Origin of the sequence: Mycobacterium sp. (genome assembly GCF_035640695.1) — a bacterium.
GTDB lineage: Bacteria > Actinomycetota > Actinomycetes > Mycobacteriales > Mycobacteriaceae > Mycobacterium.
Window position 1 is genome coordinate 1 of the sequence record NZ_DASQVQ010000087.1, and the last position, 21,707, is coordinate 21,707.

Below are 21,707 nucleotides of genomic sequence, written 5' to 3' on the forward strand. Positions count from 1 at the left end.
GCGCGCCGATCTGGGCGCCGGCCGGCCCCCGGTCGTCGTGCGCGGCATGCAGGCCGTGGCCAAGTGGGCCCGCGCCCCACGCGGTGCCCAATTGCACCCTGTGCTAGTGAATGGCGCGGTCGGGGCGGTGGTCACCGTCAACGGACGGCCGTTCGCCGTGCTGGCTTTCAGTGTCGTGGGCGGCAAGATCGTGGAGATCGAGGGTATCCGCGACCCCGATCGCGTCAGCCACGTCGCCGCCGCGGTGCTCGCCGACAGCTTCCCTCCGGCGCCGAGGAAATGAACCGCTGCGTGAGACAAACCGCTTCGGTGTCTGGCAATAGAACTAGGCGAATGCCTCGTCGAGGATCTCTTGCTGCTCGACCGCGTGCACCTTCGACGAGCCCGACGACGGCGCCGACATCGCGCGTCGCGAGATGCGTTTGATGCCGGATAACTTGTCCGGCAGCAACTCCGGCATGATCAGCCCGAACGTCGGCCACGCGCCCTGGTTGGCCGGCTCCTCCTGCACCCAGAAGTACTGCTCAGTGTTCGGGTAGGCGTCCAGCGTGCGCGCCAACCGATTCTGCGGCAGCGGATACAGCTGCTCGATGCGCACGATCGCGACGTCGTCGCGCTGATCCTTGGCCTTGCGCGCGGCCAGCTCGTAGTACAGCTTGCCGCTGGTGAGCAGGATGCGCCTGACCTTGCTGCGGTCGCCGGTGCCCTCCTCGTAGGTGGGCTCTTCGAGGATCGAGCGGAACTTGCGCTCGGTGAAGTCCCCGATGTCGCTGACGGCGGCCTTGTTGCGCAGCATCGACTTCGGCGTGAACACGATCAGTGGCCGCTGGATGCCGTCGTAGGCGTGCCGGCGCAGCAGATGGAAGTAGCTGGCCGGAGTGGACGGCATCGCGACCGTCATCGAGCCCTCGGCGCACACCTGCAGGAAGCGTTCGATGCGGCCCGACGTGTGGTCCGGGCCCTGGCCTTCATGACCGTGCGGCAACAACAGCACCACATCGGACAGCTGGCCCCACTTGGCCTCGCCGGAGGAGATGAACTCATCGACAATCGACTGGGCGCCGTTGACGAAGTCGCCGAACTGCGCCTCCCACAACACCATTGCTTCCGGATTGCCGACGGAGTAGCCGTATTCGAAGCCGACCGGGGCGTACTCCGAGAGCGGCGAGTCGTAGACCATGAACTTGCCACCGGTCGGCGTGCCGTCCTCATTGGTGGCGAGCAACTGCAGCGGGGTGAACTCCGCGCCGGTCTTGCGGTCGATGATCACCGAGTGGCGCTGGGTGAACGTGCCGCGGCGGGTGTCCTGGCCGGACAGCCGCACGGTGTGGCCCTCGGCCACGAGTGTGCCCAGCGACAGCAGTTCCGCGAACGCCCAGTCGACCTTGCCGTTGTAGGCCATCTCGCGGCGCTTTTCCAACACCGGCTTCACCCGCGGATGCACGTTGAAGCCCTCCGGCAGGGCGAGGTGCGCGTCGCCGATCCTGGCCAGCAGCGATTTTTCAACCGCGGTGTTCACGCCCTTGCGAAGCTGCTGCTCCGACTCCACCGACTCGCTCGGCTCGATCTCCTGCTTCTCCAGCTCGCGGACCTCGTTGAACACCTGCTCGAGTTGCCCTTGGTAGTCGCGCAGCGCGTCCTCGGCTTCCTTGATCGAGATGTCGCCGCGACCGATCAGGGCTTCGGTGTAGGTCTTGCGGGCGCCGCGCTTGGTGTCGATCACGTCGTACATGTACGGCTGGGTCATCGACGGGTCGTCACCCTCGTTGTGCCCGCGCCTGCGGTAGCACAGCATGTCGATGACGACGTCCTTCTTGAATTTCTGCCGGAAGTCCACGGCCAGTCGCGCCACCCACACGCACGCCTCCGGATCGTCGCCGTTGACGTGGAATATCGGCGCCCCAACCATCTTCGCGACGTCGGTGCAGTACTCCGACGACTTGGCGTCGCTAGGCGAGGTGGTGAACCCGATCTGGTTGTTGACGATGATGTGGATGGTGCCGCCGGTGCGGTAGCCCCGCAGCAGCGCAAGGTTGAGCGTTTCGGCCACCACGCCCTGTCCGGCGAACGCGGCATCCCCGTGCAGCATCAGCGGCATCACCGTGAAGCCCTCGTCGCCGGAGCCCTTGTCCAGCATGTCCTGCTTGGCCCGAACCAGCCCCTCGAGCACCGGGTCGACGGCCTCCAGGTGCGACGGGTTGGCGGTCAGCGAGACCTGAATGTCGTTGTCGCCGAACATCTGCAGGTAGGTGCCGGTGGCACCGAGGTGGTACTTGACATCGCCGGAACCGTGCGCTTGCGACGGGTTCAGGTTGCCCTCGAACTCGCTGAAGATCTGCGAGTAGGGCTTGCCGACGATGTTAGCCAGCACGTTGAGCCTGCCCCGGTGCGGCATGCCGATGACCACCTCGTCGAGGTTGTGCTCGGCGGCCTGATCGATCGCCACGTCCATCACCGGGATGACGGTCTCGGCGCCTTCGAGTGAAAACCGTTTCTGGCCCACGTATTTGGTTTGCAGGAACGTCTCGAACGCCTCGGCGGCGTTGAGCTTACTCAAAATGTACTTCTGCTGGGCGACAGTCGGCTTCTCGTGTTTGACCTCGACGCGGTCCTGCAGCCATTGCTGCTGGGCCGGTTCGAGGATGTGGGTGTACTCGACACCGACGTGGCGGCAGTACGCGTCGCGCAGCAGCCCAAGGACGTCGCGTAGCTTCTTGTACTGCGCGCCGCCGAAGCCGTCGACCTTGAACACCCTGTCCAGATCCCACAGCGTCAGGCCATGGGTTTGTACGTCCAGGTCGGGGTGGCTGCGGAAGCGGCTCTTGTCCAGCCGCAGCGGGTCAATGTCGGCCATCAGGTGCCCGCGGTTGCGGTAGGCCGCGATCAGCTCGATGACCCGGGCGTTCTTGTCGGTGATCGAGTCGGGGTTGTCCGTGCGCCAGCGGACCGGCTCGTACGGGATGCCGAGCTCGTGGAAGATTTCGTCGAAGAAGCCATCCGAGAGCAGCAGCTCGTGAATCGTGCGCAGGAAGTCGCCGGATTCCGCACCCTGGATGATGCGGTGGTCATAGGTCGACGTCAGCGTGACCAGCTTACCGACCCCCAGGTCGGCGATGCGTTCCTCGCTGGCACCCTGGAACTCCGCGGGGTACTCCATCGCGCCGACGCCGATGATCGCGCCCTGCCCACGCATGAGCCGCGGCACCGAGTGCACGGTGCCGATGGTGCCCGGGTTCGTCAGCGAGATCGTCACGCCGCCGAAGTCGTCGGCGGTCAGCTTGCCGTCGCGTGCGCGTCGGACGATGTCCTCGTAACTGGCGATGAACTGGCCGAAGCGCATGGTCTCGCAGGCTTTGATGCCGGCGACGACAAGTGACCGGGTGCCGTCTTTGCCCTTCAGGTCGATCGCGAGCCCGAGGTTGATGTGCGCGGGCGTGACCGCATTGGGCTTGCCGTCCACCTCGGCGTAGTGGCGGTTCATGTTCGGGAACTTCTTGACCGCCTGGACGATCGCGTAGCCGATCAGGTGCGTGAACGAGATCTTGCCGCCGCGAGTGCGCTTGAGGTGGTTGTTGATGACGGTCCGGTTGTCGATCATCAGCTTTGCCGGGATCGCCCGGACGCTGGTCGCCGTCGGCATTTCCAGCGACGCCGACATGTTCTTGACTACCGCAGCGGCCGCGCCGCGCAGCATGCGCAACTCGTCGTCGGGCCGGGTCGAAATTGGCGGCGCCTTGCCCTCGGTCTTGGCAGCCTCACCCTTGGGTGGCTCGGGCTTGGGTGGCTCGGCCTTGGGTGGCTCAGCCTGGGGTGGCTCAGCCTTGGGTGGCTCAGCCGTGGTTGCGGCGAGGTGGCCGGGCGACTGGGACGTCTCGGGCGTGGCGGTGGTGGCCGACGCGGGCACCGAAGGCCGGCCGTTGCCGGCTTGACTGTCGGTGTCGGTGGTGGCGGGTTCCGGCGAATAGTCGACGAGGAATTCGTGCCAGCTCGGATCGACCGACGATGGGTCGTCCCGGAATTTGCGGTACATCTCTTCGACCAGCCACTCATTTTGCCCGAATGGTGATGGTGAACTGCTCACAGCAGCTTTTCGCCTCGATTCCTCTGCTCCGGCAAGCATCGTCGAGCGCCTGCCCATGCGGTCGTCTTCGCACGCGGCGGTCCCTGCCTAGTCTGGGTCGCAGCCTCCTACCCGCCGGGCCCCGGTTTCCGCCGCATAAAGGCTAACGCGTTGGTCGTCTCGCCGACCATGCTGGCATGATTCCCGACCGCGCTATTTCCAACAGTACGCCCGTTCTGTGAACGGTGTTTGGCCGCTAATTCGACGAGGTGGCCGTCGGCAGCACGAGCAGCGAGACCGGCCACCGGTTGGGTGGGGGACCAAAGGCCTTGCGCGCGTTGGCGATGATCTTCTTGCCCGTCATCCGGTTGCCGACGCCGCCGACCACGGCCCCGATACCCGCTGGCAGGATTTTGCCGAGCACCATGGTGCTGCGCCTGAGCGTGTAGCGCTTGACGAAGTACTTCAGCAGCCGGTTGTTCAGCTGCGAGATGGTCGGCAGCGGCAGAGTCGCGGCAGATTCGGTGATCCACGCGCCTCGCGTGCGGCCAGGGCCGACGAGGTCGGCGACCGCGTGGCGGCTGTCCTCGCCGACGAGCACCGACAACACCAGGGCGCGGCGTCGCTCGCGATGGTCGGCCGGGATACCGTACACGCCGGCGACGGCCAGCACGAACACCGCGGTGGCCTCGAGAAAGAGCGCGGTTTCGCCTGCCACCGCCGACATCGCGGCCAATGTGCCGATTCCCGGGAATGCCGCCGCGGAGCCGACGGCGGCACCGCTGGCCATCACGGCGGCCAGGTAGTGCCTCTCGAGCCTGGTGACGATCTCGGCCGGTGAGGCATCGGGATGGGCGCGGCGCAGCCGCTGCACGTACGCCTCGATGGCTGGCCCCTGCACGCGGGCGCTGCGCTCGAGAATCTGGGACAGGGCCCGCGCGACGGCGCCGGGTTTCTCGTCGGGGCTGGCGGCCGGTTGTGACGCGCTGGACCTGCGGTCGGCGCTCATGGTTGCCTCCCTGCGGACGGACTGACTTTCAGGCTACTGCCATCGATCCACAAGCGGATCCCAGGAACAAAATATTGAGAAGCGGCGCTAACAACTTCCATGGCAACATCATCCATGTGGAGTTGACGACCGACCGCGCCGAGCCTGCGGCTGCCGCATCGCCGGCCGAGCCGAATCGGGCCCGGATGATTGTGGTGCTGGGCGCGTTGGTCGCGCTCGGCCCGCTGACGATTGACATGTACCTGCCGGCGCTGCCAAAGATCGCCGACGACCTATCCGTCTCGTCCTCGGTGGCGCAGCTGACGCTGACCGGCACGCTGGCCGGGCTGGCGTTGGGCCAGCTGATCGTCGGTCCGCTGTCGGACTCGGTCGGCCGCCGGCGGCCGCTGATGGCCGGCATCGTGCTGCACATGCTGGCCTCGGTGCTGTGCATCTTCGCGCCGAACATTGAGCTGCTCGGTGCGGGGCGCGTGCTGCAAGGCATCGGCGCGTCCGCCGCGATGGTCGTCGCGATCGCCGTCGTCGGTGACCTGTTCGACGACTCCGCGGCTGCGACGGTGCTGTCACGGCTGATTCTGGTGCTCGGCGCCGCACCGGTCATCGCCCCGTCGCTTGGCGCTGCAGTGCTGTTGCACGCGTCATGGCACTGGGTGTTCGTGGTGCTGGTGGTGCTTGCCGGCGGACTTTTGGTGCTGGCTGCTACGGCGCTGCCGGAAACATTGCCACAGGCGCATCGCAGGCCCCTGAAGGTCGGTGCGATCGCGGCGACATCCGGGCAGCTGCTGCGCGATGTGAGATTTGTGACCCTGGTGCTTGTCGCGGCGCTGGGCATGTCGGCGTTGTTCGCCTACATCGCCGGAGCGTCATTCGTGCTGGAGGGCCGCTATGGGTTGGACCAACAGACGTTCGCATTGGTGTTCGGCGCTGGGGCGGTTGCGCTAATCGGCGCCACACAGTTCAATGTCCTGCTGCTCAGACGGTTTTCGCCGTCGGCCATTGTGATGTGGGCATTGGTCGCCGCGGTGGCCGCGGGCGCGCTGTTCGTCGCGCTGGCGGTGTCGGCGACCGGTGGGCTGCCGGGCTTCTTGATACCCGTGCTGACCATCCTCGCGGCGATGGGCTGCGTCATCCCCAATGCGCCTGCCATCGCGTTGTCCCGGCATCACGAGGCCGCGGGCACGTCGGCGGCGCTGCTCGGCGCGGCGCAGTTCGGCCTCGGCGCCGCGGTGGCACCCGTGGTCGGCGTGCTGGGTAACGACGCATTCGCGCTGGCTGTGGTGATGATGACCGGGATGGTCGTCGCCTTGCTGGCGCTGCTGTCGGTGAATCTTTCCGGCTCGCGGCGCGAGACGACCGCCGAGGCGGCATAGCCCACCGGGTAGCCCCTGGCAAGACCGCTCGGGTTGTCTCGGCGAACACCATTCCGTAGCGTCGCGTCGTATTACTCCGGCCGGAGTAGTCAACATCGAATAGGGCGGGATCGCTAGATGGCATACCAGTTGACGTCGTTGGGTATCTCAGTGTTGGCGCTGCTGCGCGAGCGGCCGATGCACGGCTATGAGATGTTCCAGATGTTGACCGCCCGGCACGAGGCTCGCATTCTCAAGGTCCGGCCTGGATCGCTTTATCACGTCGTGTACCGGTTGGCCGACGAGAAGTTGATCCGCCCAGTTGGCATCGGCCGCAACGGAAATCGGCCGGAGCGAACCACATACGAGTTGACCGACGCCGGTGCGGAGGCGCTGACCGAGCGGGTGCGCGAGCTGGTGGCCACCCCTGTCAACGAATTTCCCAGATTCGTCGTCGCGCTGGCCGAGATTCACAATCTCAACTTCGACACCGCCGTCGACGCGGTGCAGCGCCGGATCGCCGCGTTGGAGGCCAGCGTGGCCGAGATGACGGCACTGCGGGAGGCGGCGACCGCGCCAGCTATCTATTTGGTGGCGCTCGATTACTTGCTGGCGACGACGGAAGCCAAGGTCGAGTGGCTGCGCCAGTTTGTTGAGTCGTTGCGCTCGGGACGGCTTCAGTGGCGGGCCGCCATGGAACCCGAGACCATCAAAGTGAGCTGAACATGAGGTGGGAAATTGAGTAGGGCCGTGGTCTCAGGGCCGATTCGCGGGCCCGCGCGGGACGAGGACCTGCGGGCGAACCCGTGGCGGCCGCTGTGGGCGATGATGGTCGGTTTCTTCATGATCCTCGTCGACGCGACGATCGTGGCGGTGGCCAACCCTGTCATCAAGGACAAGCTCAACGCGGATTACGACGCGGTGATCTGGGTGACCAGCGCCTACCTGCTGGCCTACACGGTGCCGTTGCTCGTGGCGGGTCGGCTCGGTGACCGCTTCGGCCCGAAGAACCTGTATTTGGTCGGCTTGGCGGTCTTCACCGCATCGTCGTTGTGGTGCGGCCTCGCCGGCTCCATACAGATGCTGATCACGGCGCGAGTTGTGCAGGGCGTCGGTGCCGCGCTGCTGACCCCGCAGACGTTGTCCATGATCACTCGCATCTTCCCGGCCGAGCGGCGGGGAGTGGCCATGAGCGTGTGGGGAGCCACCGCCGGAGTGGCCACCCTGCTCGGACCGCTGGCCGGCGGGGTCCTGGTCGACGCGCTCGGCTGGCAATGGATTTTCTTCGTCAACGTGCCAATTGGCTTGATCGGCCTTGGCCTAGCGGTGTGGCTGATCCCGACGCTGTCCATCCAGCGTCATCGCTTCGACCTGCTCGGCGTACTGCTCTCGGGCATCGGCATGTTCCTCATCGTGTTCGCTCTGCAGGAGGGTCAATCACACCACTGGGCCTCATGGATCTGGGGCACGATGACCGGCGGCATCGCATTCGTGGCAGCGTTCGTCTTCTGGCAGGTGGCCAACAAGAACGAGCCGTTGATTCCGCCGCGGATTTTCTCCGACCGCAATTTCGGCCTGTCCAACCTGGGCATCGCGGTCATGGGGTTCGTGGCCGTCGCGTTGATGCTGCCGTTGATGTTCTATCTGCAGGCGGTATGCGGACTCTCGCCCACCCGCGCGGCGCTGGTCGGCGCGCCGACGGCGATAGCGGCGTTGGTGCTCGCTCCGTTCGTCGGCAGGATCGTCGACAGGACCCACCCGCGCCCGGTCATCGGCGCAGGTTTCGCGGTGCTGGCGATCGCACTGACCTGGCTGTCGATCGAGATGACTCCGACCACCCCGATCTGGCGGTTGGCGCTGCCTCAGATGCTGATGGGAATCGGGATGGCGTTCATCTGGGCTCCGTTGGCCGCGACGGCCACGCGTAATCTGCCGCCCGACCTGGCGGGTGCGGGCTCTGGTGTGTACAACGCAATCCGGCAGGTCGGCTCGGTGCTGGGCAGCGCCAGCATGGCCGCGCTGATGACGTGGCGGCTCAGTGCCGAGGTGCCGCCGATGCCGGACGGCGGGACCAGCATGTCGCAGGGGTCGGTGACGCAGCTGCCCGATTTCCTGCATGTGCCGTTTGCCGGTGCGATGTCGCAGTCGGTGTTGTTGCCGGCGTTCGTCGCGCTGTTCGGCGTGATCGCCGCGTTGTACATGCTCGCGGCCCGGAATTCGCGGGGCGATCGGCAGCCTCATCAGACTGGGGAGGAAGCGGCGGTCGGCGTCGACGACGGCGAGGGCTACACGGAAAAGCTGTCGATGTTGCGGGAGCCCGAGGAGTACATATTCGACGACGACGACTACGTCGAGTACACGGTGTCGGCGGAGGAGGTGCGCCTCGATGACGAGGTCACCGAGCCGATGTCCGCTGGCGTCGCCAGCGCCGGCACGCTGTCGCCGCACCAAGGAGACGATGATCCGTTCGAATCTTGGCATTTCGACCCCGTCTCGCCGGGGCCGGAAGAACCCGTTGAGTCGTGGCCGGAAGAAGGCGGGGAGTCGTGGCCGGAAGAAGGCTGGGAGTCGTGGCGGGACGAGCGAGTCGAGCCGATAGGCTTCGCGCACAATGGTTTTCACGCCGACCGCGAGCCCTTGTTCCGTGACCTGCACCAGGTCGCGCGCAGGAGCGATCCGGGTAACAGCACTGGCGCCGGCGCTGGCGCGCACCACCGTACCCAGGCCAAGCCTCGTCACTACCGCGACGACCCCGATCCGGATAGCTATGGCCGGCACGCGGTGAGGGACTAGCCGAACAACACGGCGGGGTTGAGATATCCCGTCGGATCGAACACGTTCTTGACCGCGCGCATCGCAGCGATGTCCGCCGGTTCCCGCGACATCCCGACGTAGTCACGCTTGCGACTGCCTACGCCGTGCTCCGAGCTGACATTGCCGCCGCTGCCGGCGATCAGGCCCATCATGTCCTCATACAGCGCGCGCTCGCGGTCGCCGCCCAGCGAGCACCGCAACAGGTTCAGGTGAAGGTTGCCCTCGCCGATGTGTCCGAACAGCACCGGTATCGCGTCGGGCGCATGCGCGGCGACAAGTTCGGTTGAATCCCGCGCGAACGCCGCCACCGAGGAGAGTGGAAGCGACACATCGAATTTCAGTGGCGGCCCAAATGCGCCAAGAATCTCGGTGACCGCCTCACGTAGCCGCCATAGTCGCTGCTGCGCGCTGGCGTCCATGCCGACGGCCGGCTCCCCGGACAGGTCGACGCCGTCCAGCGCGTCGGCCAGCCGCTCCGTCAACTCTGAGCTGCCGGCCAGTTCGACTAACAGCAGCCACGGCGCGTCAATTGGGGCGGCCACGTCGAGGCGTTCGGCGGTGACCGCGCATGCGCGGCTGTCGATCATCTCCAGCGCGGCGACGCCATCGAGGTCGCGGAATTGCCGGGCCGCAGCCACCAGCGCGGTCAGCTCCGCAAACCCGCACACTGCGGTGATGCGGTGCGTGGGTGCCGGATGCAGGCGCAGGTCCAGCCCGGTGATGACGCCCAGTGTGCCCTCGGCGCCGACGAACAGGGCGGCCAGGTCGTAGCCGGTGTTGTCGCGGCGAACACGGCTGTACCGGTGCAGCAGTGAGCCGTCGGGCAGCACGACTTCCAGACCTAGCACCTGCTCGCCCATATTGCCGTACCGCACCGTGTGCAGGCCGCCGGCGTTCGTCGACGCCATGCCACCGACGGTGGCCGAGTCACGCGCCGCCAGGTCCACGCCGAACAGCAGCCCGGCACCCGCGGCGGCTTGCTGCACCGCCGCCAGCGTCACGCCGGCTCCCACCCGGACTCGGCGATCGCTGGTGTCGAGATCGCCCACGGCCGTGAGCCGTTCGGTCGAGAGCAACACGTCATCGTGCTCGGGCACCGTGCCCGCAACCAGCGACGTGCGGCCGCCCTGCACCGTTACATAAGCGCCGGCATCGCGGCACGCACCCAGCGTCTCGGCCACCTCCTCGGCCGTGCCGGGCCGCACCAGCGCGGCGGCACGCCCGCGGTAGCGCCCGGTGTGGTCGATGCTGCGGCCGGCCAGCACGTCGGGGTCTGTGCTGACGTGCGCAGCACCGACGATCGCGGCCAGGCGCTTCGCCAACGTCCCGTCGCTCACCGAGTGGCCGTCTCATCGCTTGACAACGACAGGAACGCGCCGAGCTCGATCAGCCCGCCCGGAGTGGCGGGCAGATACTTCGTCAACGTCGGCGAGCGCACGATCACCGCCGCGTACTTCGCACGGCTGATCGCGACGTTGAGCCGCTTTCGGTTGAGCAGAAACGACATTCCGCGCGGTACGTCCTCCACCGCCGAGGCCGTCATCGACACGAGCACCACCGGGGCTTGACGTCCCTGGAACTTGTCGACTGATCCGACCGCGACGCCGTCGAGGCCGGCGGCCTGCAGGCATCCGCGCAGCCGCAGTACCTGAGCGTTGTACGGCGCCACCACGAGCACATCGCCTGCGGTCAGCGGCCGGGTCCCGTTCTCATCCGTCCACTGCCTGCCCAGCAACCGGTTGATCTCGGCGACGATGCGTCGCGCTTCCTGCGGGCTGTCGGTGGCGTTGCCGTCGTGGTCGACCAGCAGCGTCCGCACGCCCGGCGGATATCCGTCGAGACGACGTTCTGCGGCAACGTCGTTCGACCGCAGCCGCCCGCCGTACGAAAGTGCTGACACCGGGCCGCACACCGCCGGGTGCATGCGATAGGAACGCTCGAGAAAGTAGCCGCGCCGGTTCGGCAGCGTGGTGTGTTCCTCGACGAGCCAGCCCAGCGCGGACGCGTCGACGGGCTCGGGATGCGTGCCGGCGCTGACCTGCGGCAGCTGCTGGGGGTCCCCGAGCAGCAACAGGTTCCGAGCCGCCGGCGACACCGCGATCGTGTTGGCCAGACAGAACTGGCCGGCCTCGTCGATGACCAGCAGATCCAGGGTGCGTGGTGGTATCCGGGTGCTGTTGGCGAAGTCCCAGGCGGTACCGCCGACGACACAGCCGTCGGACGCTGACGCCAGGAATGCGGCGTAGTCGTTGTCGCCGATCTGCCGCCACGCGCTGCCGCCCTGCCCGTAAGGCGACTTCTTCTTGGCCACGACTTGCGGGTCCACCTTCGCCTCGACGACGCAGTCGAGCAGGTTTTCGACGACGGCGTGCGACTGCGCGACGGCACCGACGCGCCAACCGTGTTCGTTCACCAGCGCGGCGATCACGTTGGCTGCGGTGTAGGTCTTGCCCGTTCCCGGCGGCCCGTGCACGGCCAGATACGACGAGTCCAGATCGAGCAGCGCAGCGGTGATGTCGTCGACGTCGTCCGCGCTGTGCGGCAACGGCGCACCGCGGCAGGTGCGGGGATCACGGCGCAACAGGATGTCCATGACGGCGTTGTGGGGTAACTGCGGTGGTCCCCCGCAGACGGCAGATGTCTCCCCGAGGCCCGCGGCCACCTCGTCGGCGACGGATTCGATCGCCTCGTTCAGCTTTCCGGTGTGCACGGGCTGTCCGGGCGTCAGCGCCGTCGGCAGCTGACTGAACTGCTCACCGTCTTTGGCGGCCCGCTCGCGGATGACGACTTCAGTTGGCACGCCGTCGGTTTCGACGGCGGTGATGATCTCTGCGTCGCCAAAGCCCCGCCGATCCGGATCGCCGTCGACCATCCCCTTCGGCGCGGGTGGGTCGTAGAGCGCGAACACGTGGGTGTCGAGCACACCGCCGGCGAGGTCGCCGCGCAGCTTCACGTGCCGCTGCGGCTTGCGGGCCCGCTTCGGCGTGTGCCAATCGGCGACCACTTCGGCCTCGGTGACGACGAACACCCCCGATGTGTCGGCCCACTCATCGACGGGATTGTTGAGACGGTCAAAGTGGGCCCACCAGAACGGCTTCGTCTCGCGCTTGTGATAGCCGCGTGCGGCCGCCACCAGCGCGACCGCGGTCTGCTCGGCGCTGCGCGTGGCGACGGTGGCGTCGCCGGCGAAGGCGGCCAGCTTTTGGCCGAGCGGATCCACGGCCTCCGGCTCGACATCTTCGAGCGCCGCCGGCTTGGTCAGGTGTGTGACGCCAGACTCGAAGGCCCGCATCAGCAGCCAGTCCCTCAGCTTGCGCGTGGATTCGCAGTCGGCACGGTTGTACTCCGCGATCGCGTCCAGCACCCCGGCGGCTTCTGTGGCCTGTCCGTTGTCACGCAACTGGCAGTAGCGCGCGTATTCGGTGATCGAGTCCGCGGCCGTGGTCACGTCGCCAACACGGTGGCCGAGGTACAGCGGCTCCAGCGCCTTCAGGCCGTACGAACTGGCGCCGACCCGAATGCTTTTGCGCACCAACGGATACAGGTCGACGAGTACGCCGTCGCGCAGCAGCTGGTCGACCTCGTCCTCGCCTGCGCCGTACCGTCCCGCCAGCCGCAACAGCGCGGTCTTCTCGTAGGCCGCGTAATGGTAAATGTGCATTTTCGGGTAGCGCCGCCGCCGCTTGGCCACGAATGCCAGAAAGTCGGTGAGCGCCTTGCGCTCACCCGAGCGGTCGTGGGCCCACAGCGGCCGGAACCGCCCGCCCGCCTCCAGCACGCCGAACAGATACTCCAGACCCCACTCGACACCGTCGGACGTCCACAGCGGGTCGCCCTCGAAGTCGAAGAACAGGTCGCGGTCGTCGGGTTCGGGCAGCTGGCCCAGCGGCTGTGAGTCGGCGACCTCGAACTGTGGCACAGCCGTTTCCCGCTCGCGCAGTTGGAGTTTGGCCTGCGCGGTCAGGCTTTCGGCGGTGCGCGCCGACATCTCCGGCACGTCGACGGTGCGCCCGGCCAGCTCGGTCAGCGTGGTGATTCCCGCGTCGAGCAGCTTGGCCCGCTGGCTGACCCGCATCCCGGCCACCAACAGCAGGTCGTCGTGCGCCGCCACCTGCAGCTGGCATTCGGGACATCGGAAGCATGCCCGCACATGCTCGTCGGACCAGCTGACCGGTCGCCCGCCGGCGAGGTGGTCGTCGAGTAGCTGTTGCAGCTCGGCACGCCGACCGTGGTACACCGGCAGCAACTCGCGGATCGGGTAGCGGACCGCGGTGCGATCGCCGAGCAGAAGCTCGGCCTCGGGCGCGACTTTCGCGCCGACAGCGGCGAGCGCGTCAGCGTAGGCGGCCAGCTGCAGCAGCGCGGGCACCTTCGCGGAGCGAGCCAGCTTGGTGTCGCAGACCTGATACCGCTCGCCGTCCCTGACCACAAAGTCGGCGAACCCGACGAACCGGCCATCGAACATCGCGGCTTGGTAAATGACCGGTGCGCCCGCGCGGATCGCGCGCCGGGTCGCCTCGGCCGCAGCCGTAAGCCCTGCGACCGTGAACGCCGGCCGCCCGATGCCCACCACCCCGCCGGCGAACCGCTGCCGCAGTTCGGCGAGCCGGCGCTGCTCGTGCTCCGCACCGAGTTGCGCCGTGCGCACCAGCAGGTCGTCGTCGGCCTCCGGCGGCGGGCCCCAGCCCAGCTTATGGTCGAACCCCCGCAGCAGCGCGTACTCGCATCGGGCCGCGGCGGCCAAGTCGGATGCGCTGTAGACAACGCTTTTCATGCTGTTGTCGTCGACGACGAACACGCTGTCACTGTAGGCCCGGGAACCGACAGCCCCGCGCTAGTGTTCGGCTATGTCGGATTCCGGGGAGCTGCCCACCGAATCAACGGGTTTCATCGACGGCTTCTTGCGGTCGCCGTTCTCCGGCATCGCGCCATGGATTTTGATGGCTGTGCTGTCGGGACCGGGCCGGTTCGAGCAGGCCGCGGCCGCCGCGCTTGGGCTGACCTTGCTGGTGATGTGGGTCGGTTATCGCCGCGGGATCCGCATTCATACCCTCGAGGTCTTCGGCGCCGCGGTCTTTGGGGTCTTCGCGGCGTTCGGAATATTCGCGCCGGATGAAACGATCCGCTGGCTCGAGTTGTGGTCCGGTGAACTGACGAACGCCGCGCTGGCCGCCTTCGCGATCGTCACTCTGGTGATTCGCCGACCCTTCACGATGGCCTACGCTCGCGATGCCGTCGCGCCGGAGTATTGGAACAGCCCGCTGTTCCTGCGCGTGAACTATGTGCTGACCACGGTGTGGGCGGGCGCTTTCTTGTTCTCCACGGTGGTCGGTGTGTTCGGCGACGCGGTGTGGCACGACGGCGACAACTTCTGGACGGGCTGGATCCTGCAATTGGCGGCCACGTTCGCCGCTGTCGCGGTCACGGAGTTCTACCCCGACTATGCGAGGGCGAAGATGTTGGCCAAGGCGGGGGAGCCGACGGAGCCGCTGCCGTCGTTCGCTCGCCTGCTGGACTGGCTGCCGGCGTTCGTGGTTGGCATCGGCATCGCCGGATGGGTCACCGAAGCATTACCGGACGCGGCGGGAATCGCGTTGATCGCCGTCGGCGTGGTGGCCGGGGCGATCATGCGCTGGCTCTTCCCGAACCCCGCCGAAACTTAACCGGCCGCGGCGCTCACGGCGCGTCGTCGCGGCCGTTGGAGTGTCGCGGATCAGCCGGCCGGCACATTGCCGATCAGCTCGACACCGCCGCCGTTCCAGCGGAATCGCACGATGCTGTCCAGGCCCGGGATTCCGTTGGAGTACTTCAGCGCGATGGTGTCGCCGGTGCTTTGCGACGCATCGATCCCATTGAAGCCGAACGTGTCCGGTACACCGGTCGGAATGAACTTGCCCTGGTGAAACATGATCGCGCGGGTATTTGGGTTGTCGGCGTTGGTGTTGGCCTTCACGACCACTGTCGACAACTGTGCGCACTCGTTGTAGTTCCCGGCGATCGGCTCGGCACTCCATCTCTGCTTGCTGCGGGGATCCGGCGGCAACGCGGCCGCGGCCTTGGCGATCTCCGGCGCGGCCAGGTTCACCGAGCACGGGTCGGCCGGCTGTGCGATGGTCGTGCTCGGTGCGGCCACCGGCGGCGGCGTCGGTGGTGGCGCCGGTGGTGGCGCCGGAACGGCCGTCGCCACCACCGTGCGCGGGGTGGTGGGCTCCGGCGTCTTCGCGACGGTCGAATCGCCCGAACCGCACGCGGCGAGCGTTGTCGCGGCCACGGCGGCGACAACGGACACCCTGATCGCTTCCACAAAAGCGCACCGTACCGCCATCAGCCGCCAGTTCCCGGCAGGCGGGGCCGACGAGGTGCGGGCACTAAACTGCAACGCGATGGCCTTCCCTGACCAGGGCTCGTCGAGTTCTGTCCCCACGTTCGCCGACCTGCAGATCCACCCCGCGGTGCTGCGGGCCGTCGCCGACGTCGGTTACGAGACGCCCTCGGCAATCCAGGCGGCGACGATCCCCGCGCTGCTGGACGGCGATGACGTGGTGGGGCTGGCGCAGACCGGCACCGGCAAGACCGCGGCGTTCGCGATCCCGATCCTGTCGAAGATCGACACCGCCAGCCACGTGACCCAGGCGCTGGTGCTGGCGCCCACCCGTGAGCTGGCGTTGCAGGTCGCCGAGGCGATCGGCCGCTACGGCGCGCACCTGCGCGGCCTCAATGTGCTGCCGATCTACGGCGGCCAGTCCTACGGTGTGCAGCTCGCCGGCCTCAAGCGCGGCGCTCAGATCGTCGTCGGCACTCCGGGCCGGGTGATCGACCATCTCGAACGCGCCACGCTTGACCTGTCGCGGGTCGACTATCTGGTGCTCGACGAGGCCGACGAAATGCTGAACATGGGCTTCGCCGAGGACGTCGAACGCATCCTCGCCGACACCCCCGAGTACAAGCAAGTCGCGCTGTTCTCGGCGACGATGCCGCCGGCCATCCGGGCGATCACGTCGAAGTACCTACACGAGCCCGTCGAGGTCACGGTCGAAGCGAAAACAACGACGGCCGAGAACATTTCGCAGCGCTATATTCAGGTGGCCGGCCCGCGCAAGATGGACGCGCTGACTCGCGTGCTCGAAGTCGAGCCGTTCGAGGCGATGATCGTCTTCGTTCGCACCAAGCAGGCCACCGAAGAGGTTGCCGAAAGGCTGAAGGCGCGCGGGTTTTCGGCCGCGGCGATCAACGGTGACATCCCGCAGGCGCAGCGCGAGCGCACGATCACCGCATTGCGCGACGGCAGCGTCGACATCCTCATCGCCACCGACGTCGCCGCGCGCGGCCTGGACGTCGACCGCATCTCCCATGTGTTGAACTACGACATCCCCCAGGACGCCGAGTCCTACGTGCACCGCATCGGCCGCACGGGCCGCGCCGGCCGATCCGGAAACGCACTGCTGTTCGTCACCCCCCGGGAAACGCATCTGCTGCGGCAGATCGAGAAGGCGACCCGGCAGAAGCTGACCGAGGCGCGGCTGCCGACCGTCGAGGACGTCAACGCCCAGCGGGTAGCGAAGTTCCGTGACTCGATCACCGGCGCGCTGGGCGCGCCGAGCATCGAGATGTTTCGCAGACTGATCGAGGACTACGAGCGCGACAACGACGTCCCAATGGCCGACATCGCCGCGGCGCTGGCGGTGCAATCACGCGATGGCGAAGAGTTCCTGATGGCGCCCGAGCCGCCGCCGGAAAAGCGCGCCGAGCGTCCGCAGCGGCCGAAAAGGCCTCCCGGCGAGGGTATGGCGACATACCGCATCGCGGTCGGCAAACGGCACAAAGTGGGTCCTGGGCACATCGTCGGTGCGATCGCCAACGAGGGCGGCCTGCACCGCAGCGACTTCGGGCACATCACCATCCGATCCGATCACTCGCTGGTTGAGCTGCCTGCCAAACTACCGCGCGAGACGCTGAAAGCGCTTGAAAAGACCCGGATTTCGGGTGTGCTGATAAACCTGCAGCGCGATGGCGGTCGACGGAAGCCGCGATGACGCTTTCCAAGGATATCGACGCTCAGGGCGGCCTCGAATCGATCTCAACCGCCGAGCGGGTGGCCTCGCTGACCGGAATCCGCGCCGTCGCAGCGCTTCTCGTGATGGCCACCCATGCGGCCTACACCAGCGGCAAGTACACGCACGGCTACGTCGGGCTGGTCTACTCCCGGATGGAGATCGGCGTGCCGATCTTCTTTGTGCTGTCGGGTTTCTTGCTGTTCCGGCCCTGGGTCAAGGCGCTTGCCGAGGACCGGCCACCGCCGTCAGTTGCTCGCTACGGATGGCACCGGGTGCGCCGCATCATGCCCGCCTACGTCGCCACGGTCGTGATCGCCTACCTCGTGTACCACTGGCGCACCGCCGGACCGAATCCCGGCCACACCTGGTCGGGGCTGCTGCGCAACCTGACGCTGACACAGACCTACACCGACCACTACTTCTACGCCTACATCCATCAGGGCCTCACCCAGATGTGGAGCCTGGCGGTCGAGGTGGCTTTCTACGTCGTCCTGCCGCTGCTGACCTACCTGCTGCTCGTCGTCTTGTGCCGGCGCCGCTGGCGCCCGGGACTGCTGCTGGCGGGGTTGGGTGTGCTTGTGCTCGCGACGCCGGGCTGGATCGTGTTGGTGCACACCACCGACTTGTTGCCCGACGGGGCGCGACTGTGGCTGCCTACTTATCTGGTCTGGTTCGTCGGCGGGATGATGCTGTCCGTGCTGTCTGTGGTTGGCGTGCGCTGGTATGCGTTCGCATGCCTACCGCTGGCGGTGATCTGTTACTTCATCGCGTCGACGCCGATCGCCGGCGCGCCGACGACGTCACCGGCCAAGACGTGGGAGGCGTTGGCCAAGGCCGCGTTCTATGCGGCGATCGCCGTGCTCGCCGTTGCCCCGCTGGCGCTGGGCGATCGCGGTTGGTATGCCCGGCTACTGGCCACCAGGCCGATGGTGTGGCTGGGGGAGATCTCCTACGAAATCTTCCTGATCCACCTCGTCGTGATGGAGATCGCGATGGTCGAGGTACTGCGCTGGCCGATCTACACCGGCAACATGGTGGTTCTGTTCGTCGTGACACTCGCCATCACGCTGCCCCTCGCCTGGGTGCTGCACCGCTTTACCCGCGTTGCGCCGCCCCCGCGGGCTCGATGATCGGCACGACGAACTCCTCGATCATCGCGCGCTCGTCGGCCTCGTCCGCGCCCGGGAAGATCAACAGCGACGTCATCACCCGTACCAGCCAGCGAGCGCGGCGCGCGACCACGCCGGGCTCGTCGGACCCCAGTGAGATCAGGAACGCGGCCGTCAGTGCCTGCACGAGTTCGGACTGCTCTGCTATCGCGCCGCCGACCGGAGCCTCGTTGGTCGCAAACCATGCCGCAAGCGCGGGGCTTTGTCGCACCAGCCGCAACGCGCCCATGACCCCGGCGATCAGGCGGTGGCGCGGATCGTCGATGCCGGTGATCTCCTCGATGATCTGTTGGTTCAGCCGGTTGGTTTCGCGGTTCACATAGGCGGTGCGCAGCGTCTCGCGGTTGTCAAAATACCGGTACAGCGTTGCGCGCGAACACCCTGCGGCATTGGCGATTTCGTGCATGCCGACGGCGGCGACACCGCGCGTGGCGAACAGCTCTCCTGCAGCGTCGAGAATCCGGTCGGCGGCCACCTCGGTGCGGCGCGCGGCCAGCCAGTCGCCGGCCATCAGGTTGTCACCCGCAATGGCACCGACAGCGGACGCCGCACGTAGCTGCCGCCCGCCCACACGATGTTGGCCTCGTCGACCTCGAAATCCGGGCAGCGGGTGAGCAATTCGGTCAGCGCCACCCGCGACTGCATCCGTGCGGCGGCGGCGCCCAGGCAGAAATGGGCACCGTGGGAGAACGTCATGATGTTGCGTGGCCGCCGTGTCACGTCGAGTTCGCCGGCGTCCGGGCCGTACTCGCGCTCGTCGCGGTTGGCCGACCCGTACAGCAGTAACACCTTGCGGCCCTGGGGGACTGTGGTGTCGCCGATTGTGACGTCATGCGTCGTGGTGCGGGCCAAACCCTGCACCGGCGACGTCAACCGCAGAAATTCGTCGATCGCGTCGGGAATCAGGGCCGGTTGCTCGACCAACATCCGGCGCTGATCGGGCCGCTGGTGCAGCAGCTGAACGGAACCGCCGAGCATGCCGGTGGTGGTGTCGTTGCCGCCGGTGACCATCGTGAACGTGAACGCCAGCACCGACAGGGTGCCGCTGATGTCGCCGTCGGCGCCGACGCCCGCGGCCACCAGATGCGAGATGGTGTCGTCGGCGGGCACGCGGCGGCGCCATTCGATGAGCTCGGTGAAGTACGCCATCATCGATGCCACCGCGTCGCCCGCCGTACTCATTGCGCCGGTGATGCCGCCGGATGCGGTGTTCGCGGCGACGATCGCCTCGGTCCAGCCGTCGAACTGCTTGCGGTCCTGCTCCGGGACGCCCAGGTAGTGCGCGACAACCATCGATGGCAGCGGCTTGAAGAGCTGCGTAACGATGTCGCCGCCGCCGGCGGCGCGCAGTCGCTCGACGCGCTCGATGACGAACTCCCGCACCTTGGGCTCCACCGCCTCGACCTGGCGCGGGGTGAAGCCGCGGGAAACGAGCTTGCGAAACTCGGTATGCACCGGCGGGTCCTGCATGACGAACGGCGGATTGTCTCGCAATCCGATGATTTCCAGTTCGTCGTAGTTCACGGTCAGCCCGTGCGCCGACGAGAATGTCTCGTGGTCGCGGGCGGCCTGCCAAACGTCGGCATGACGCGACAGCACCCAGTAGTCATGGTCGGGTTTGTTCGGCGGCAGCACGTGGTGCACGGGGTCGTGGTCGCGCAGTGCGGCGTACATGGGCCAAGGGTTGGGCCAGGTCGTGGCGTCGCACAGCTGGAAGCGAGCCTCGTGAGACAAAGTTGCTGTCATGTCTTATGCGTACGACAGAAGTGATCGACTGTCAACAGTTAATTTTGGTTAGTTGATCGCGGCGGCAGGGGCGTCGAGAGCTTGGCATCGAGTGTGAAGGCTTGGCGTCGAGTGTGAAAGCCGGGCGACGACGCGCCCCGTGAGTACCGCCCTCTGTTCGCACTGGATGCCCTCAGCTGCCGAACTGACGAGCTCTTCAGTCGGATGCGGCGGGCTCGGATGAGCGATCCAGCTCGTGCAGCGACGGCAGGCGCACGGAGATCAGCCCGATCACGATCATCGGGATCGCAAGCACGAGAAACGTCGTGCGTAGCCCGAACGCGTTGGTGATCGGACCCGCCAACGCGAAGCCCAGCGGCCCGGCCGCATAGGCCATCGACGTCATCACTCCTACCACGCGGCCGCGCAGCTGCGGCGGCGATTTGGTCTGCATCACGTAGTTGTAGATCGGCGCGATCGGCCCGTATACAAGGCCGATCAGCGCGCACAGCAGAAGAATCACGGCCAGCGGCGGCAGCACCGCGATCAGCGCGGTCGAAAGGCCCAACGTCAGCGTCGCGATCAGCAGAATGGCCCGCCGCGAAAGGTGGCGCACCATCAGCGGGTATGCCAACGCGCCGACCAGCCCACCGATCGAGAGCGCCACGAGCACCCAGCCCAGCTCCGCCGGCTCTCGGCGGTCGGAGAAGTACTTGGGGAACAGCACCCCTTCCATCGGCAGGTACAGTCCGGTGACCGCAAGGTCGATGAGCGCGAGCGTGCGCAGCACCTTGACGCTCCAGACGAACCGCAGGCCCTCGACCATTCCGGACCACACGCCCTCGGGCCGTTCGTCGACCAGCGGCGGCCCGGCGCCTTCCAGCTTCAGCACGCTCACCGCGACGATCGACAGCGCAAACGCCGCCGCGGTCACCCACATCGTGTTCACGCCGCCCATCGTCGCTATCAGCAAGCCGCCCAAACCCGGGCCGACGATGTAGGCGACGTTGAAGATCGCCTCGTACAGGCCGTTGGTGCGGTCCAGCGACCAACCGGCCCGCACCGCGGCCTCCGGCAGCATCGACTCCCGCGCCGTGATACCGGCCGGATCGAACACGGCACCCAGCGCGGCAAGCGTCGCGAGAACGCCGACGGTGATGCTGCGTTCGCCGAGGGCCAACGCGAGCACCGGTATCGCGGCGACCGTGGCACCGGAGAACACGTCCGAGATGATCGAAATTCGCCTTCTGCCAAGGAAGTCCACCGCGGTGCCGGCGATCAGCGTGGAAAAAAGCAGCGGCAATGATGCCGCGCCTGCCACGATCGACGCGTCCAGTGCACTGCCGTTGCGCTGCAGCACCAGCCACGGAAACGCGACGATCGAGATGCCGTTTCCCGCCGCGGCCACCAGCGTCGCGAATAGCAGCAGATACACCGGTCGGCGCGTGGACGTGGTCATGAGGATCGGGCCGAATGTAACTCCACCGAGGGCCGGTCCGCGATCGTTTTTGCGGCAAAGGCACAGTG

General features: G+C 67.0%; 14 protein-coding genes and 1 pseudogene. 7 read left to right on the forward strand and 8 right to left on the reverse strand.

The window, feature by feature from the left end; all coding sequences use genetic code 11:
• Positions 1–283, forward strand: a pseudogene (locus VE759_RS10875) (RNA polymerase subunit sigma-70); the annotation flags it as partial.
• A 42-nt stretch (positions 284–325) separates the two neighbouring features.
• On the opposite strand, the gene VE759_RS10880 reads toward VE759_RS10875, so the two are convergent.
• Both VE759_RS10880 and VE759_RS10885 read right to left on the reverse strand, forming a co-directional pair.
• Positions 326–4,081 carry a multifunctional oxoglutarate decarboxylase/oxoglutarate dehydrogenase thiamine pyrophosphate-binding subunit/dihydrolipoyllysine-residue succinyltransferase subunit gene (locus VE759_RS10880; protein ID WP_324931637.1) on the reverse strand — a complete coding sequence of 1,252 codons (3,756 nt, stop codon included), beginning with the start codon at positions 4,079–4,081 and terminating at the stop codon, positions 326–328.
• Positions 4,082–4,316: 235 nt separating this feature from the next.
• A complete protein-coding gene (locus tag VE759_RS10885; protein WP_324931640.1) occupies positions 4,317–5,069 on the reverse strand; it encodes a hypothetical protein in 753 nt (250 codons plus the stop codon).
• A 185-nt stretch (positions 5,070–5,254) separates the two neighbouring features.
• Here VE759_RS10885 and VE759_RS10890 point away from each other — a divergent pair, with 185 nt between their 5' ends.
• The 3 genes from VE759_RS10890 to VE759_RS10900 all read left to right on the forward strand — a co-directional run bounded on the left by VE759_RS10890 (position 5,255) and on the right by VE759_RS10900 (position 9,211).
• The gene (locus VE759_RS10890; protein WP_324931713.1) at positions 5,255–6,439 is read left to right on the forward strand and encodes a multidrug effflux MFS transporter; all 1,185 of its coding nucleotides are present in this window, start codon (positions 5,255–5,257) and stop codon (positions 6,437–6,439) included.
• A gap of 117 nt (positions 6,440–6,556) precedes the next feature.
• Positions 6,557–7,141, forward strand: coding sequence for a PadR family transcriptional regulator (locus tag VE759_RS10895; protein WP_324931642.1), 585 nt, complete (start codon positions 6,557–6,559; stop codon positions 7,139–7,141).
• A 102-nt stretch (positions 7,142–7,243) separates the two neighbouring features.
• Positions 7,244–9,211, forward strand: coding sequence for an MFS transporter (locus tag VE759_RS10900; RefSeq protein WP_324931716.1), 1,968 nt, complete (start codon positions 7,244–7,246; stop codon positions 9,209–9,211).
• Here the strand turns inward: VE759_RS10900 and VE759_RS10905 are convergent.
• Together VE759_RS10905 and VE759_RS10910 are read right to left on the reverse strand one after the other, a co-directional pair.
• Entirely contained in the window at positions 9,208–10,569 is a 1,362-nt protein-coding gene (locus VE759_RS10905) for an FAD-binding oxidoreductase (protein ID WP_414687887.1), read from the reverse strand. The genes VE759_RS10900 and VE759_RS10905 overlap by 4 nt on opposite strands.
• A complete protein-coding gene (locus tag VE759_RS10910) occupies positions 10,566–14,030 on the reverse strand; it encodes a TM0106 family RecB-like putative nuclease (protein ID WP_324931644.1) in 3,465 nt (1,154 codons plus the stop codon). Before VE759_RS10910 ends, VE759_RS10905 begins: the two co-directional genes overlap by 4 nt.
• A gap of 49 nt (positions 14,031–14,079) precedes the next feature.
• On the opposite strand from VE759_RS10910, the gene VE759_RS10915 reads away from it, so the two are divergent.
• The gene (locus VE759_RS10915) at positions 14,080–14,895 is read left to right on the forward strand and encodes a hypothetical protein (protein ID WP_324931647.1); all 816 of its coding nucleotides are present in this window, start codon (positions 14,080–14,082) and stop codon (positions 14,893–14,895) included.
• Positions 14,896–14,945: 50 nt separating this feature from the next.
• Here VE759_RS10915 and VE759_RS10920 read toward each other — a convergent pair whose 3' ends face one another.
• Positions 14,946–15,557, reverse strand: a complete 612-nt coding sequence (locus VE759_RS10920) for an LppP/LprE family lipoprotein (RefSeq protein WP_414687888.1) — start codon at positions 15,555–15,557, stop codon at positions 14,946–14,948.
• Between the two features lie 58 nt (positions 15,558–15,615).
• On the opposite strand from VE759_RS10920, the gene VE759_RS10925 reads away from it, so the two are divergent.
• Positions 15,616–17,265 (forward strand): DEAD/DEAH box helicase, encoded by a 1,650-nt coding sequence (locus tag VE759_RS10925; protein WP_324931653.1) that lies wholly within the window; start codon positions 15,616–15,618, stop codon positions 17,263–17,265.
• Positions 17,262–18,416 (forward strand): acyltransferase, encoded by a 1,155-nt coding sequence (locus tag VE759_RS10930; protein WP_324931656.1) that lies wholly within the window; start codon positions 17,262–17,264, stop codon positions 18,414–18,416. Before VE759_RS10925 ends, VE759_RS10930 begins: the two co-directional genes overlap by 4 nt.
• Here VE759_RS10930 and VE759_RS10935 read toward each other — a convergent pair.
• From VE759_RS10935 to VE759_RS10945, 3 genes are all read right to left on the reverse strand, one after another.
• Positions 18,382–18,966: a TetR/AcrR family transcriptional regulator gene (locus VE759_RS10935; RefSeq protein ID WP_324931659.1), complete on the reverse strand. Its 585-nt coding sequence runs from the start codon at positions 18,964–18,966 to the stop codon at positions 18,382–18,384. The genes VE759_RS10930 and VE759_RS10935 overlap by 35 nt on opposite strands.
• Positions 18,966–20,201 (reverse strand): cytochrome P450, encoded by a 1,236-nt coding sequence (locus tag VE759_RS10940; protein WP_324931662.1) that lies wholly within the window; start codon positions 20,199–20,201, stop codon positions 18,966–18,968. The genes VE759_RS10935 and VE759_RS10940 overlap by 1 nt, the downstream gene beginning before the upstream one ends.
• 196 nt (positions 20,202–20,397) lie before the next feature.
• Positions 20,398–21,639, reverse strand: coding sequence for an MFS transporter (locus VE759_RS10945; RefSeq protein ID WP_324931665.1), 1,242 nt, complete (start codon positions 21,637–21,639; stop codon positions 20,398–20,400).
• Positions 21,640–21,707 lie beyond the last annotated feature (68 nt).

Excerpts from the sequence above, each read along its gene's own strand:
- VE759_RS10885 (WP_324931640.1), bottom strand. The coding sequence starts at position 5,069 with ATGAGCGCCGACCGCAGGTCCAGCGCGTCACAACCGGCCGCCAGCCCC.
- VE759_RS10890 (WP_324931713.1), top strand. The coding sequence starts at position 5,255 with ATGATTGTGGTGCTGGGCGCGTTGGTCGCGCTCGGCCCGCTGACGATT.
- VE759_RS10895 (WP_324931642.1), top strand. The coding sequence starts at position 6,557 with ATGGCATACCAGTTGACGTCGTTGGGTATCTCAGTGTTGGCGCTGCTG.
- VE759_RS10900 (WP_324931716.1), top strand. The coding sequence starts at position 7,244 with ATGATGGTCGGTTTCTTCATGATCCTCGTCGACGCGACGATCGTGGCG.
- VE759_RS10915 (WP_324931647.1), top strand. The coding sequence starts at position 14,080 with ATGTCGGATTCCGGGGAGCTGCCCACCGAATCAACGGGTTTCATCGAC.
- VE759_RS10920 (WP_414687888.1), bottom strand. The coding sequence starts at position 15,557 with ATGGCGGTACGGTGCGCTTTTGTGGAAGCGATCAGGGTGTCCGTTGTC.
- VE759_RS10925 (WP_324931653.1), top strand. The coding sequence starts at position 15,616 with ATGGCCTTCCCTGACCAGGGCTCGTCGAGTTCTGTCCCCACGTTCGCC.
- VE759_RS10930 (WP_324931656.1), top strand. The coding sequence starts at position 17,262 with ATGACGCTTTCCAAGGATATCGACGCTCAGGGCGGCCTCGAATCGATC.
- VE759_RS10935 (WP_324931659.1), bottom strand. The coding sequence starts at position 18,966 with ATGGCCGGCGACTGGCTGGCCGCGCGCCGCACCGAGGTGGCCGCCGAC.
- VE759_RS10940 (WP_324931662.1), bottom strand. The coding sequence starts at position 20,201 with ATGACAGCAACTTTGTCTCACGAGGCTCGCTTCCAGCTGTGCGACGCC.
- VE759_RS10945 (WP_324931665.1), bottom strand. The coding sequence starts at position 21,639 with ATGACCACGTCCACGCGCCGACCGGTGTATCTGCTGCTATTCGCGACG.